Origin of the sequence: Marinobacter iranensis (genome assembly GCF_029207565.1) — a bacterium.
Lineage (GTDB): Bacteria > Pseudomonadota > Gammaproteobacteria > Pseudomonadales > Oleiphilaceae > Marinobacter > Marinobacter iranensis.
In genome coordinates this window covers 34016-47318 of record NZ_JANCMW010000016.1, presented here as the reverse complement: position 1 = coordinate 47318, position 13303 = coordinate 34016, and the positions used below count along the sequence as shown (strand labels likewise).

At 57.7% G+C, this 13303-nt stretch carries 12 protein-coding genes; 9 read left to right on the top strand and 3 right to left on the bottom strand.

What is annotated here, in order from left to right:
• The first annotated feature begins 1 nt into the window (after position 1).
• The 8 genes from NLU14_RS19630 to NLU14_RS19595 all read left to right on the top strand — a co-directional run bounded on the left by NLU14_RS19630 (position 2) and on the right by NLU14_RS19595 (position 9006).
• Complete coding sequence (locus NLU14_RS19630) at positions 2-751, top strand: DUF599 domain-containing protein (protein ID WP_275709767.1); 750 nt, start codon at positions 2-4, stop codon at positions 749-751.
• A gap of 18 nt (positions 752-769) precedes the next feature.
• Positions 770-1240, top strand: a complete 471-nt coding sequence (locus NLU14_RS19625) for a PaaI family thioesterase (RefSeq protein ID WP_275709765.1) — start codon at positions 770-772, stop codon at positions 1238-1240.
• Entirely contained in the window at positions 1237-1671 is a 435-nt protein-coding gene (locus NLU14_RS19620; RefSeq protein WP_275709763.1) for a PaaI family thioesterase, read from the top strand. Before NLU14_RS19625 ends, NLU14_RS19620 begins: the two co-directional genes overlap by 4 nt.
• A gap of 375 nt (positions 1672-2046) precedes the next feature.
• On the top strand, positions 2047-3939 hold the full coding sequence (gene htpG, locus NLU14_RS19615) for a molecular chaperone HtpG (RefSeq protein WP_275709761.1): 1893 nt from the start codon (positions 2047-2049) through the stop codon (positions 3937-3939).
• A 179-nt stretch (positions 3940-4118) separates the two neighbouring features.
• Entirely contained in the window at positions 4119-4337 is a 219-nt protein-coding gene (locus NLU14_RS19610) for a DUF2835 domain-containing protein (RefSeq protein WP_275709759.1), read from the top strand.
• Between the two features lie 278 nt (positions 4338-4615).
• Positions 4616-6790: a catalase/peroxidase HPI gene (katG, locus tag NLU14_RS19605; protein WP_275709757.1), complete on the top strand. Its 2175-nt coding sequence runs from the start codon at positions 4616-4618 to the stop codon at positions 6788-6790.
• 145 nt (positions 6791-6935) lie between these two features.
• On the top strand, positions 6936-7907 hold the full coding sequence (locus NLU14_RS19600) for a tRNA dihydrouridine synthase (protein ID WP_275709755.1): 972 nt from the start codon (positions 6936-6938) through the stop codon (positions 7905-7907).
• Positions 7908-8016: 109 nt separating this feature from the next.
• Positions 8017-9006 (top strand): MBL fold metallo-hydrolase, encoded by a 990-nt coding sequence (locus tag NLU14_RS19595; RefSeq protein ID WP_275709753.1) that lies wholly within the window; start codon positions 8017-8019, stop codon positions 9004-9006.
• A gap of 22 nt (positions 9007-9028) precedes the next feature.
• Here the strand turns inward: NLU14_RS19595 and NLU14_RS19590 are convergent, their stop codons facing one another.
• From NLU14_RS19590 to NLU14_RS19580, 3 genes are all read right to left on the bottom strand, one after another.
• Positions 9029-10045: a class I fructose-bisphosphate aldolase gene (locus NLU14_RS19590; RefSeq protein ID WP_275709751.1), complete on the bottom strand. Its 1017-nt coding sequence runs from the start codon at positions 10043-10045 to the stop codon at positions 9029-9031.
• Positions 10046-10134: 89 nt separating this feature from the next.
• On the bottom strand, positions 10135-11703 hold the full coding sequence (locus tag NLU14_RS19585) for a glutamate synthase-related protein (protein ID WP_275709749.1): 1569 nt from the start codon (positions 11701-11703) through the stop codon (positions 10135-10137).
• Positions 11704-11765: 62 nt separating this feature from the next.
• Positions 11766-12731, bottom strand: coding sequence for a zinc-binding metallopeptidase family protein (locus NLU14_RS19580; protein ID WP_275709747.1), 966 nt, complete (start codon positions 12729-12731; stop codon positions 11766-11768).
• A 143-nt stretch (positions 12732-12874) separates the two neighbouring features.
• Here NLU14_RS19580 and NLU14_RS19575 point away from each other — a divergent pair, with 143 nt between their 5' ends.
• Positions 12875-13288, top strand: a complete 414-nt coding sequence (locus tag NLU14_RS19575; RefSeq protein ID WP_275709745.1) for a MarR family winged helix-turn-helix transcriptional regulator — start codon at positions 12875-12877, stop codon at positions 13286-13288.
• Positions 13289-13303: the final 15 nt, after the last annotated feature.

Here is a 13303-nt window from a genome sequence, read left to right as displayed (position 1 = left end):
CATGGCCAATTATCTGGAACTCATCGCGCTGGTCTGGTTTTTGATTTGCTGGCTGGGCTATTCCGAGTATTCCAGGCGCAAGGCCAATGATCGCCCCTGCCTTTCCAATACGCTGGATCTGTACCGTGAAGATTGGATGCGTGTGATGCTTCGGCGGGAAAACCGCATATCCGATGCCTCCGTGGTGGGTAACCTCGAACGCAATGGTGCTTTCTTTGCCTCCAGTTGTCTGCTGATCCTGGCCGGTATCATCACCGCTCTCGGTTATACTCAGGAGGTGATGGAAGTGTTCAGCACCATGCCATTCGGAACCCTGCCCAGCCGGGAAATCTGGGAAATGAGAATGGTCGTGTTGATGGTTATTTTCATCTACGCCTTCTTCAAGTTCACCTGGTCCATGAGGATGTACAATTTCGTGTCAGTGCTGATTGGCAGTGCGCCGCTGACCACCGACACCAAGGCCAGCCCGGCTTCAAGGGAAGCGTTCGCAAAAAGTGCGGGAAACGTTTGCAACCTGGCGGGGGATGCCTTCAACCTTGGGTTGCGCTCCTACTATTATGCATTGGCTGTGGTCTCGTGGTTTATCCATCCCGTGGTGTTCATCGGTGCCTCCACCCTGGTTGTGATCATCCTGTACCGCCGTGAATTCCGTTCTGATGCGTTGCTGGCACTGCGATCCGGCAAGGTGTTCGAGGAGCCTTTACCAAAGGCGGAAGCCGGGAAAGAAGCCGATAAAGAAACCCAAAGCTGACCTGACGAGCCAAACGTTATGAAAGATTCCATAAGGATGGACCGGGTTCGCCGTTTTATCGATACCCTTAACCAGGGCCGTGAACTGGGCCTGACCGTCACCACGGTTAAAGGTGGGCAGTTGACTCTGTGCCTGCCATACAGTGACCGCATTATCGGCAATCCGGATACGGGGGTGATTCACGGTGGCGCCATCACCACGTTGATGGACACAGCATCGGGCTCCGCGACCACGTGCGCCCTGGAAGATTTCGAGCTATGCCCGACCCTGGACCTGCGGGTGGACTACATGCGCCCGGCCGAGCCCCACAAGCCGGTATACGCCCGTGCCGAAGCCTACAAAGTCACGCGCAACATCATCTTCACCCGCTGTGAGGCTTTCCAGGAGCCAGGCGAGACCATTGCCAACTGCGTGGGTACGTTCATGCGGATCGGTAAGGAAGCAACGCCAAAGACCTATCGCGATCTGATCACCGGAGGCGAGGAATGACCAACCCGGAAATTCTCCGCTACACCCAGGAAACCGGTGATTTCTCACGGATGCTGGAAAGCATTCCCTACGCGCGATTTATCGGCCTGGAATGCGACCGCTTCGGCGACGACCTGATTTTCCGTTTGCCGAGTAAGGAAGAGAACCTCGGCAACCCGATCCTTCCGGCCATTCACGGTGGGGTGATTGGTGGCTTCATGGAACTGTCTGCCGTTATCTACCTGATGATGTCCCAGGAAACCCTGCGCATGCCCCGCATCGTGGATTTCTCCCTGGATTACCTGCGCGCGGGCCTCAACCGCGAAACCTTCGCCGAGTGCCAGCTCACCCGCCAGGGCAACCGCGTGGCCAACGTGATGATCACCGCTTGGCAAAAATCCCGCTCCCAGCCCATCGCCACGGCGCGGGCGCACTTCCTGCTGGAAGACTGAATTCATCTGTGCGGGGTTGAAATGCCCCGGTCTAACCCCATTTCTGGTTCTAACAACTCAGGCATTGGTGCAGGCGAGCAGTTGGGGATGGGTTTACGAAACACGCCTCGGGACGTCCCTGTGCGGCTCGGGCTCCGCCATCCATGGCTCCGCACGGTTTCGTAAACCCATCCCCAACTGCTCGCCCATGCTCCGTGCAGGAATCGATATTACTCAACAGTCGGGTGGCGTGGGTGCGAAGCCCTGTCCAAAACCGTGCGGAGCCATGGATGGCGGAGCCGAGCGTACACGGACGTATTCACAGCGTGTTTTGGACAGGGCTTCGTGCCCATGCCGCTCCACCGAAGCAAAAAACAGCAGGAGACAAAACAAGCCATGACGGTTGAATCGCAAAAAGAGACCCTGGGTTTTCAGACCGAAGTTAAGCAACTGCTTAACCTGATGATCCATTCCCTGTATTCCAACAAAGAAATCTTCCTTCGTGAGCTGATTTCCAATGCCTCGGATGCCGAAGACAAACTCCGCTTCGCCGCGCTGAAAGACGACAGCCTGTTTGAGAGTGACCCGGAACTTAAAATCCGCCTGGATTACGACGCAGAGAAAAACACCGTCACCCTGACCGACAACGGCATCGGTATGAACCGGGGCGACGTTATCCAGAACCTGGGCACCATCGCCAAGTCCGGCACCGCCGAGTTTCTCAAGCAGCTTTCAGGTGACGAGAAGAAAGACAGCAAGCTGATTGGTCAGTTTGGTGTGGGCTTCTACTCCTCATTCATCGTGGCTGATTCCGTGGAAGTGTTTACCCGCCGCGCCGGTGCGCCGGTTGAAGAAGGTGTGCACTGGGAGTCCAAGGGCGACGGTCAGTTCACCATCGAGAACACCGATCTGAATGAGCGTGGTACGAAAATTGTCCTGCACCTGAAGGATGACGCCAAGGAGTTTGCCGACGGTTTCCGCCTGCGCAACCTGGTGAAGAAATACTCCGACCACATTTCCTTCCCGGTAGTGATGAAGTCCGAATCCGAGGAAGAGGGCGAGAAGGACAAGTACGAAACGGTTAACGACGCCACCGCCCTGTGGACCCTGTCCCGTAGCGAGATCAAGGACGAGGAGTACAAGGAGTTCTACAAGCACATCGCCCACGACTTTGAAGACCCGCTGACCTGGTCCCACAACCGAGTGGAAGGCAAGCTGGATTACACCAGCCTGCTGTATATTCCCGGCCGTGCACCGTTTGACCTGTACAACCGGGAAGCACCCCGTGGTCTGAAGCTGTACGTACAGCGTGTGTTCATTATGGACGACGCCGAGCAGTTCCTTCCGCTGTACCTGCGCTTTACCAAGGGTGTTATTGACTCCAACGACCTGTCACTGAACGTCTCGCGTGAGATCCTGCAGAACGACAGCACCGTTGAAAGCATCCGCACCGCCGTCACCAAGCGGGTTCTGGACATGCTCTCCAAGCTGGCGAAGAAAGAGCCGGAGCAGTACCAGAAGTTCTGGAACGAGTTCGGTACCGTTTTGAAGGAAGGCCCGGCGGAAGATTTCAGCAACCGCGAGAAAATCGGTGGCCTGCTGCGTTTTGCCTCCACCCATACCGGTGAGCAGGCGCAGACGGTGTCCCTGGACGACTATATCGGCCGCATGAAAGAAGGCCAGAGCAAGATTTACTACATCACCGCCGACAACTTCATGGCCGCGAAGAGTAGTCCGCACCTGGAGGTGTTCCGCAAGAAGGGCATTGAGGTGCTGATCCTCTCTGACCGGATCGACGAGTGGATGATGGGCTACCTGAACGAGTACGACGGCAAGCAGTTCCAGGACGTGGCCCGGGGTGACCTGGATCTTGGTGAAGTGGAAACCGAGGAAGACAAGAAGCACAAGGAAGAGGCCGCCGAGGAGCACAAGAACCTGCTGGAGCGCATCAAGACCGCCCTGAACGACCGGGTACAGGAAGTGCGTGTGACCAACCGCCTGACCGATTCACCGGCCTGCCTGGTGGTGGGTGACTTTGACATGGGCGCGCAGATGAAGAAAATCATGGAAGCGGCCGGCCAGAAAGTTCCCGACAGCAAGCCGATCTTTGAAATCAACGTGGACCACCCGCTGGTGCAGCGCCTGGAGAACGAGCAGGGCGAAGATCGCTTCAAGGAACTGTCAGCGGTACTGTTGGACCAGGCCACCCTGGCCAGCGGTGAGCAGCTTCAGGACCCGGGCGCGTACGTCAGCCGCCTGAACCGCCTGCTGCTGGAACTGGCGAACTGAGACCTGGAAATGGGTGTCGGATTACGCCGTTGGCTAATCCGACCTACAAAGGCCGAGACCTTCCCCGTAGTCAGGTAGGTCGGATTAGCGCAGCGTAATCCGACAAGCAGGCCGAGTATATCAACCAAACATGTCGGATTACGGCTGCGCCTAATCCGACCTACCAGTGCCAGGATGTAATGCAGCAGATAATTGTGGACGTCGACATCAGCCCTGATGAGTGGATAAAGCTTTACGAAGGCACCGCCACCGATGTCCACACCACGGCCCGGGACGGACGCTCTGTCCGCTTCCCGGCCCGTATCCTTTCCCGCTTCTACCTCAAAGATGGTATCCGCGGCAGTTTCCGGATTTTTTTCGACGATGCCGGAAAATTCACCTCCATTGAAAGACTTTAAGCGTTTGCATTGCCCTTGTTATTGGCAAAAGCTTTCAGGTTTTTATTTTTAATTAATTGTATTAAGCGTCCTGCCTCGCGTTAACGTTGAGTCGTTAAAGCAATCTTGCTTGCGCTCAATAGGTCCGAAAAAGGCCGTTGAGGCCTGCGGGAAAGCCGATAGGCATTCACTATCCGGGACATAATAAATACTCAGAGCAGAGCACATTTTTTGTCCTATAGTTAGTGATGCTTACTTAAAAGTAGTGTCGTTTTGCCAAACCGAATCAGGAGAGAGAAATGACCCAGAACAACAGTTCAGGCGGAAAGTGCCCGGTCATGCACGGTGCCAACACGACCAGCAGCCAGAGCGTGACCGGCTGGTGGCCTGAATCCATCAACCTCGACATCCTCCATCAACACGATGGCAAAACCAACCCGATGGACGAGGGTTTCGACTATCGGGAAGAAGTCCGCAAGCTGGACTTCGATGCTATCAAGCAGGACCTGCATGCTCTTATGACTGACAGCCAGGAGTGGTGGCCGGCCGACTGGGGTCACTACGGCGGCTTCATGATCCGTATGGCCTGGCACTCTGCCGGTACCTACCGTATGGCCGACGGCCGCGGTGGCGGCGGTTCCGGCAACCAGCGCTTCGCCCCTATCGCTTCCTGGCCAGACAACGCGAGCCTGGACAAGGCTCGTCGTTTGCTGTGGCCAATCAAGAAAAAGTATGGCAACAAGATCAGTTGGGCTGACCTGATGATCCTGGCGGGTAACGTTGCCTATGAATCCATGGGGCTCAAGACCTTCGGTTTCTCGTTCGGCCGGGAAGATATCTGGCACCCTGAAAAAGACATTTACTGGGGGGCCGAGAAAGAGTGGTTGGCGCCCTCTGATGAGCGCTACGAAGACGTCGGTAAGCCGGAAACCATGGAAAACCCATTGGCCGCCGTACAGATGGGTCTGATCTACGTGAACCCGGAAGGTGTCAATGGTAAGCCCGACCCCATGAAGACCGCCGCCCAGGTGCGTGAAACCTTCGCCCGGATGGCCATGGACGATGAAGAGACTGCGGCACTGACCGTGGGTGGTCACACCGTTGGCAAGTGTCACGGCAACGGCGATGCCGGTGCCCTGGGTGCCGAACCGGAAGGGTCAGATGTCGTCGGCCAGGGCCTTGGCTGGGACAACCCCAACATGCAGGGCAGGGCGTCCAACGCCATTACCTCGGGCATCGAGGGTGCCTGGACAACCGAGCCGACCAAGTTCGATATGGGCTACTTCGACATGCTGCTGGACCACGAGTGGGAGCAGAAGAAGAGCCCTGCCGGCGCCTCGCAGTGGGAGCCGGTGGACATCAAGGAAGAAGACAAGCCGGTGGACGCCAGCGATCCGTCCATTCGTCACAACCCGATCATGACCGATGCCGACATGGGCATGAAGGTGGATCCGACGTACCGCAAGATCCTGGAGGGTTTCCGCAAGGATCCGGAGCGGTTCCAGGATGCGTTTGCTCGTGCCTGGTTCAAACTGACCCACAGGGATATGGGGCCGAAATCCCGGTACATTGGTCCGGAAGTGCCGGATGAAGATCTGATCTGGCAGGATCCGATTCCTGCTGGCCCCACTGACTATATCGAAGAGGTGGTCAAAGAGAAGATTGCCGATGCAGGCCTGTCCATCAGCGACATGGTCAGCACCGCTTGGGACAGCGCCCGTACCTTCCGTGGGTCGGATTTGCGCGGTGGTGCCAACGGCGCCCGCATCCGCCTTGCTCCCCAGAAAGACTGGGCGGGTAACGAGCCTGAGCGCCTGGCCAGGATATTGACAGTGTATGAGCAGATCTCTGCTGACACTGGTGCCAGCATCGCGGATGTGATCGTACTGGGCGGGAGTGTCGGTGTCGAGAAAGCCGCGAAAGCCGCCGGCTACGAGGTACACGTACCTTTCCTGAAAGGCCGTGGTGATGCTACTGACGAGATGACCGACGCTGAGTCGTTTGATGTTCTGGAACCGGTGGCCGATGGCTTCCGCAACTGGCAGAAGCAGAACTACGTGGTCAAGCCGGAAGAGCTGTTGCTGGATCGCGCTCAGCTGATGGGGCTGACCGCAACCCAGATGACCGTACTGATCGGTGGTATGCGGGTACTGGGCACCAACCACGGTGGCACCAAGCATGGCGTGTTCACTGATCGGGAAGGCCAGCTGACGAACGATTTCTTCGTCAACCTGACCGACATGTCCTACAGCTGGAAGTCGGTGGGCGAGAATCTCTACGAGGTTCGCGACCGTAAGACTGATCAGAAAAAGTGGACCGCTACCCGGGTAGACCTGGTGTTCGGTTCCCACTCCATCCTGCGCTCCTATGCTGAGGTTTATGCCCAAGACGACAACCATGAGAAGTTTGTCCGGGACTTCGTCTCAGCCTGGGCCAAGGTCATGAACAGCGACCGCTTTGACGTACCGGCATAATCTGTCAGTAACGTCGTAAAACCCGGCCGGGTATCCTGATTTCAGGATGCCCGGCTACCAACTTCCCGCCAAATTCCTTACAATCCGCCTCGCCTGATTTTTGATCAGCTCTAACCTGAACGACCTCATCTCTGCTGGAGCACTCATGCGAATCATCCTCGCCCCGATGGAAGGGCTGGTCGATGCACCTATCCGTGAAACCCTGACCAAAGTCGGTGGGATTGATCGCTGTGTTACCGAATTCATTCGCGTCACCCACGGTATGCTGCCGCCGCGAGTGTTCTACAAGTACGCCCCGGAGCTGTACAACCAGTCACTGACCGAGGTGGGTACACCCGTGGCGGTTCAATTGCTGGGCTCTGATCCTCACCAGTTGGCCCGCCATGGTGTGAAAGCCGCTGAACTGGGCGCAACCCAGGTGGATATCAACTTTGGCTGCCCGGCCAAAACCGTCAACAAGCACAAAGGCGGCTGCGTGCTGATGCGCGAGCCGGAACTGATGCACGAGATAGTGGCTGCGGTGCGCCAGGCAGTGCCCGTGAACGTGCCGGTTACCGCAAAAATGCGCCTGGGCTACGACGACCGGTCAATGGGTGTCGCCTGTGCGCAGGCACTGGAAGCTGCCGGCGCAGAAGAGATTGTTATTCACGCTCGTAGCAAAGTGGATGGCTACAAGCCGCCCGCCTACTGGGAGGAAATTGCCCGGGCCCGGGAAGCGGTGAAAACCCCTATTATTGCAAATGGAGAGATCTGGAGCGTAGCGGATTACTGGCGATGCCGTGATGTGTCCGGGTGCGACGATGTGATGATCGGCCGTGGCCTGATTGCGCGGCCGGACCTGGCGCGGCAGATAAAGGCAAGTCAGCAGGGTGTAGAAGTAGCGGATATGACCTGGCCGGAAGCCGTGGCGCTGGTTCGTGAATACGCCACCGTTCTGCAGGGCTGGCTGGAGGACCGTTACGTGACCGGCCGCATTAAACAATGGCTCAATTTCCTGCGCCAGGGATTTGCCGAGGCGGAAGCTCTGTGGCCGGAAGCCCGCAAGATTCGCCAGGTGGTGCCCATGATGGCCTGCCTGGAGAAGCCGACAACGGTTGCAGAATCCCGCGCAGCCTGACTACCTCTCCCTACCTTTGATTCCCCTTGCTGACTACACTGGTATCAATGGTGCTGTCGTGCGCATCTGTAAGGGTACCAATAATAAACGAGTGGGGAGGACGAACAACATGTCACAAGTCTATTTCCGTAACGCCCTGGCGGTCGCCGGGACGTCTGCATGTCTTTTGCTGGCAGCGGCCATGCCGGCCCAGGCAAATGAGCAGGCCGTCAAAGTCACACCGCTTGGCAGCCACGATGGCGAGTTCTGTAGCCGTGACCGGGCGCTGGTGTTCGAGGATCCGAATGGCACCCGGATTCTGTACGATGCGGGCAGAACCGTCGCCGGACCAGACGATCCCCGGCTCGGCGATATCGACGTGGTCCTGGTCTCTCATATGCACGGAGACCACGTGGGTGATCAAAGAATCCGTGAGACCAATCAGGGGAGTTGTGCGTCTCCGGATACTGGAGTGTCGACACTACCGCAATCCAATACCGTGGATATCGCGTTGAAACACAAGGCGAAGGTCGTCACCGGCAGTGAAATGCCCGCGTTTTTTGCCGCCAAACTGAAGGATGGCGGTGGTGATCCTGCAAACTCCCTGCTTGTGCGCTTTGGTGGCGAGCGGGAGGTTGGTGGTGTGGCAATCGCTACCGTCCCTGCGGTTCATAGTAACGGCGTTTCCCCCTCATTCCTGACCGGCCCATTGGCTGAACACCTTAAAGCGGCGGGGGTGGGCGCCAGCGTAGGGCCGCCCACCGGCTATGTGCTGACCTTTTCCAACGGGCTGGTGGTGTATCTGTCGGGGGACACCGGTATCACTGCCGAACAGAAACTGGTGGTCAACGAACACTATGGCGCCGAGCTGGTGGTTATGAATATCGGCGACACCTTCACCACCGGACCGAAAGAAGCAGCCTACGTGATCAATGACCTCATTCGCCCGAAAGCCGTCATCGCGTCCCATGCCAATGAGGCCGCCACGGAAAAGGGGGCGGTGCGCGAAAACACGCGCACCGGCCAGTTCGTCAGCCTCTCTTCAGTGCCAGTCCATGTTCCCCTGAGCGGGAAAACCATGAGCTTCGATGGCAGCGCGAGCTGCACAGAGGGTTGTTAAGCCGGAAGGCTGGCTCTTCCGGTCAGCCTTCCATATCCGCTGAATAGCGCCCCAGGGTTGCAAGGCTATTCAGTTTTGCCCGTTTTACGAGAGCGGCCCGCGCAGCATCGCGGTTTGAGGATATGCCTGCCCAGGCTTTCTGGGCAGGTTCCTGAAGTGCCCGACCGTAAGAAAAGCTCAGTATCCATGGCAGCGAAGTGCCACTGTTCATGGCGTTCAGGTTCAGGGTTGCTTCCTCGGGTGTCTGGCCGCCGGAAAGGAAATTGATACCGGGAACCGCCGCCGGCACCACGCGCCGGAACACCCGCAGGGTGTGCTCTGCAACTTCTTCCGGGCTCGCCTTTTCACCGATGGCATTGCCTGGAGTGACCATGCTGGGCTTGAGGATCATGGTTTCCAGCTCCACACGATGACGACGTAGGGCCTGGAAAACTTCGTTGATAACGGCCTCGTTGACGTCTGCACTGCGTTCGATGGTATGGCCGCCGTCGATCAGCACTTCCGGCTCGACAATAGGCACCACTCCGCAGGACTGGCAAATGGCGGCATACCGGGCCAGAACTTCGGCATTTGCCTCAATGGCGGCGCGGCTCGGGTTTACATTAGTAATGTGATAGACGTTGCGCCACTTGGCGAAGCGCGCACCCAGTTTTTTGTAATGCTCAAGACGGTCAGCCAGTCCATCCAGACCTTCGGTAATTTCATCGCCCGGCGTATTCACCATCGGGCCCTTGCCTTTATCCACCTTAATACCGGGAACGACGCCCTGGTTTGCGGCCAGTGAGGGTAGGGAGGTGCCATCGTTCGCATGCTGCTCCAGGGTTTCCTCAAACAGGATCACGCCACTGACAAATTCACCCAGCCCGGGCGCTCCCAGAATCAAGCTACGGTACTGTCGTCGGTTCTCTTCCGTGGACTCAACACCAACAGCCTTGAAGCGCTTGGCAATGGTGGGGTTGCTTTCATCCGCTGCCAGAATGCCCCTGCCCGGTTGAACCAGATTCTGAATTGTTGCGTTGAGTTCGTCCTGAATGGTCATCGTGATCTCCTTTAAATGTGCCCGGTGAATCGTAACGGCGTTTCAGCTGATTCTAATTGTAGACGCGGACTGAGGCTATAGGCTCCCCCTCAGGCGGAAGGGTCCATCAGCCCCGCATAGCGAACGCCGCTCAGCAGCGCCATCTCCCGGTGCCAGGTCGCCAGGTCCTCCTTGTTGAACTGGCTGAGGCTGTCGTGGCCGCAGGCCCTGGCCATTACCTGCATCAGCGAAACCGAGGCCTCAAGGAAGTTCTTCAGCTGTTTGGAAGACGTATCCACATTGAGCCTTTGCCTAAGGTCTTTCCTCTGGGTGGCCACCCCGGCGGGGCAGTTGTTGGTATTGCAGATCCGGGCGGCAACACATCCAATGGATTGAATAGCGCTGTTGGCAATGGCAACGCCGTCAGCACCCAAGGCCATGGCCTTGACGAAATCAATCGGCACCCGAAGGCCGCCGGTGACAATCAGGGTAACCCGGCCACTGGCACCGTGGTCATCCAGGTAGCGTCGCGCCCGGGCGAGGGCCGGTATGGTGGGCACACTGATGTGGTCCCTGAAAATTTCCGGTGCGGCACCGGTGGCGCCACCCCTGCCATCCAGGATGATGTAATCCGCGCCGGCATCCAGGGCAAACTGCACATCCCGTTCAATATGATTGGCGCTGAGCTTGAAGCCCACAGGGATACCACCGGTAATATCCCGTACCCGTTTGGCGAATTGCTGGAAATCCTCCACCGATCGTAAATCCTCGAAGGTGGGCGGAGAGGTTACCGTCTCTCCCTCCTTGATGCCCCGCACTTCCGAGATCTTGCCGGTGTTCTTGTTGCCGGGCAGGTGACCGCCCGTGCCCGTTTTTGCGCCCTGACCACCCTTGAAGTGGAACGCCTGAATCTTTTCCAGCAGCTTTTCGTCATAGCCGAACTTTGCGCTGGCCAGTTCATAGAAATACCGGGAATTTTCCTGCTGTTCCTCAGGCAGCATGCCGCCCTCGCCGGAGCAAATACCGGTGCCCGCCATCTCGGCACCGCGTGCCAGCGCGATCTTGGCCTCTTCGGAAAGTGCCCCAAAGCTCATGTCGGATACGAACAGTGGCATACTCAGGGTCAGGGGCTTTTTCGCTTCCGGGCCGATGACCAGTTCAGTGGCCACTTCAGCGTCTTCCATTAACGGTTTGGTGGCCAACTGGGCCACCATGAGCTGCAAGTCATCCCAATGGGGCAGTGTATGGCGGGGAACGCCCATGGCCGTTGTGGGGCCATGCGGGCCCATTTCGCTGAGGCCTTCGCGGGCAAGCTGGTGAATGAACGCAACGGTTGGTTCATCCTGTGTTGCCTTTGCCTCCGGGGGCTTATCCGAAACCCCGCTTTTTTCGCTTGCTTCGCCCTTCTGGTCGGGCCCTTCCTTTCCCACCTGGTCTTTGCTGAACTGGTTATGGGTGCCGTCGCAGTAGGGGGCATCGTGAGTGTGTTTGCACTGGCACAGCACAGCCTCCTCGTCTTCTTCGGGAGTAAAGCTTTTGGGAGTGAGATCCGTATCGGCATGCGAACCGTCACAGAAAGGCTGGTCATTGGAGCGGCCGCAGACGCAGAACAGGTACTCCTTGCCCTTTTTCAGCGACACTTTCTTTGGCTTGTTGTCTGCAATTACAGGGTTGCTCATGAGCTGGCTCCTTGTTCAGTTCCAAAGATGACGCCGAGGCCCGTTAACGGATTATAGCTTGGTTAGAGCCCTTGGGCCCCTCTGCGCAGCCAGTCATGCACAAAGGCAAGCTTGTGGCGGGCAAAGTCCGACAGCACAAAAGGATACAGATCCGACAGCCCCATCGACCGGTTGACGTGGTTCACGCCCACCGCGATTGAAGCCGCAATATGAATCAGCCGCTGGGCGTCCGGTTCGGAATACGGGTCCCAGTTGGGGCCCGGCACTTGCGGCGAAGTCAGTCCGGACGCCACGAAGCTGTCGGTCAGGTCCGTCAGGTGCAGCAGGTGGGCAGCGGTCTCGGCCCAGTCTTCATGGGGATGTGCGGAGGCATAGCTGGTCAGGTAATACAGCTTCCAGTCCTGCGGCGGGCCGTTCTCGTAATGGTGCTGCAGTGCTCCGGGGTAGCTGATGCGTTCATCACCGAACATTGCCCGAAAAGCGTCCAGGAAGTCCTCACGCAGGCTCAGGCGCCACCAGAGCATGTGGGCAATCTCATGGCGCATGTGGCCGATCATGGTCCTATAGGGCTCTTCCAGAGCCTCACGGCGAGTGGTGCGCAGCACCGGGTCGGCCTCGGCCACGCTGATGGTGACCACGCCCTGTGCATGACCCATGGGAACCGGAGTGGGGCCTTCGGCGAGCATGTGGAACACCGGTCGCGCACCCGGATCTTCCGGGCGGAACCAGTGCCAGCGGCCAAGGTTGTCAATCACCCAGCGTTTGGCCGCCTCGGTTTGTGCCCAGTTGGGAATAGCGTTATGGATGGACGGGTCCGGCGCCAGCGCCGTCATGGCACAGGAGCGGCAAAAAGCACCTTGCTCTGGCGCAATCCAGTTACAGCCAATCACATCCCGATTGGCACAGAAGGGTGGCATGGGCAGGAAAGCCCGCGCCTGGGGATCGTAAGCGACGGGGGTTCCGTCCGCGGTGGCAAGATTATCAAACCAGAGGGAGCCGGAACCGACAGGGTTTGCGAAAACGCGCATAAAGAAAGTCTTCCAGCGGAATGGACTTCGAGTATAGGAACTAGCTGCGCATAGTGTCCAACGAGGTAGGGTATTGGCTGCGATTGCCATTTACTTCACATGCGTAGTATATTTGCTTCACATATGAAGTAACTGGCGGAATTATGGACAAGCGTTTTTTCTATCTGCTCAACAAGGCACGCCACCGTGTTTACAAACACGCCGACCAGCGTAGTGAACAAGCACTGGGCATTTCCGTGACCCAGGTGGGGGCGTTGTTGCTGGTGGCCGGCAACGAAGGGTGCCTGCTGAAAGATCTGGCCCACAGTCTGAACCTCAACAGTTCTGCACTGACTGGCCTGGCGGGACGCATGGAGAGCAAGGGCCTGGTGGAAAGACGTACCTGTGACAGGGATGGCCGCGCTTCACGCCTTTACCTCACTGAGCTGGGGCACCAGAAGATCGAGAGTGCCAAACCGCTGATTACCGAGTTAAACGCCCGCATGACGGAAGGCTTCAGTGACGACGAAGTGACGGTCATCCTGAAGTTTCTCAACCATCTTGCGAATGATTTCTGAGGCCGGAGGAAAGTA